At 56.8% G+C, this 1,474-nt stretch carries 1 protein-coding gene; it reads right to left on the bottom strand.

All coding sequences use genetic code 11. The features are described 5' to 3' along the window. Positions 1 to 624: 624 nt before the first annotated feature. Complete coding sequence (locus DVK07_RS23440; protein ID WP_199719624.1) at positions 625 to 1,167, bottom strand: ArsR family transcriptional regulator; 543 nt, start codon at positions 1,165 to 1,167, stop codon at positions 625 to 627. Positions 1,168 to 1,474: the final 307 nt, after the last annotated feature.

Genomic DNA, 1,474 nt, shown 5'->3' with positions numbered 1-1,474 from the left:
TGTGGTATCGACTACTTCTCGAAGAGGAGCATCAGTTCGCGGGCCGTGCAGTAAATCACGAAGGGTCCTGCGTGCCGAGGCGATTGGCGAGTCCGTCCATCATTTCCCACAGTAGTCCGGACACCGACTGTGCGTCGAATGAGATTGGTTCGTAGGTGTATGGATCGTCCACGCCTTCTCGTTCCTGAAAGTGAAGCAGGCCGTCAATATGCGGATTCGGTTCACAGTGGAAGCCGCAATCAAAGCCGGATGATTCGCTGTAATGGAAGGTATAGTATGCCTGAATCGGCGTTCGCGTCCACGCATCACTCGTGCGATCAGATTCTTCTGGCCCGGGTGATGGATCCGGGATCCACGTGATCCGGAGTGAGGCGGTTGCTCCCGAACGGCCGAACCACGACGGATCAAGGGTAGCCAGTAGTTCTCGGTATTCGCTCGGTGGTTCACCCTCAACCGATAGTACGGCGGGATGTCGCACCAACTCGCTACGCAACTCGCGTAGGATACGGTGCCGATCCCGTCCTGACGTGGTCCCGCCATCAGAACGTACACTGTCCGCCTGGAAATGAGAACCAGAATATCGGTGACGGTCAGACTGGCTATCCAGTATGTCCCGCTCGTCAGTCATACTGTGAGCGACGACTGGTCAGATGTCCAGGTATCGTAGTTCCTGATCGCGTCCTGGACGAGAGAGAGGTGATACCGGGCGAGTTCCCAGTCGCTTGCTGTCCGCGTAAGTTCGTACGCTTGCTCAGCAGAGACCTTATTTGCCGCCGCTCGTTCCCGGAGTCCATCCGGTGAGTCAGCATCGTACTCGGCTTTCCATGCCGCGATGTCATCTTTCAACTCTGCGGCCTGCTCCGAGAGCTCTTGTTTCGTCGTCTCATCAAGTAATTCTCGAATATCGCGGAGTCGGGTGTACAGTGGATCCGGATAGTAGTGGCGGGTCCCGCCCTCGTCGGTTTCCGTCACGACGCCGAGGTCGACGAGTCGGCGGAGGTGATCCCGTGCCGTATTTGGGGACACGGCTGCTTGCTCTGCGATCCACGGAGCAGATCGGGGCTCCGAGAGCGTCATCGTCACCGACTTGACTCGATCAAACGCCGATGCGTGTTCCTTCCAAGTCTTCTTCCATTCGGGATCATCGGGCGGGTTCGCGGGTGCCATACGCTATGGTACCGGCCCGACAGTAATAGTTCTACTCCCACGCAAATTATTGAGCTTATTGACGCGGCACTCACGTCGAATCCTACAATCGGGCGTAGGACGACTCACCCTTGATCGATGCTCCGATGAGGCTCAATTAATGCCGTTCACGAAGCCCACCGGAGAACTCACCGGCAGGTTCCTTCCCGAACACCCCTCGATACGTCTCTTCGAACACGCCGTTGATGACTCGTGAGAAGTCGCTTGGCTCAGCACAGAAGTCAGCTACCGCCTTATCGAGTTGGTCGAAGTAGGAACTCGTGAGATT

It is taken from the genome of Halorubrum sp. Atlit-26R, from assembly GCF_003666015.1.
Taxonomy (GTDB): domain Archaea; phylum Halobacteriota; class Halobacteria; order Halobacteriales; family Haloferacaceae; genus Halorubrum.
Note: the sequence above shows the minus strand (reverse complement) of the source record. Positions and strands in the feature narration are given on the sequence as shown.

Coding starts and splice junctions, on each gene's coding strand:
- DVK07_RS23440 (WP_199719624.1), bottom strand. CDS start 1,167: ATGGCACCCGCGAACCCGCCCGATGATCCCGAATGGAAGAAGACTTGG.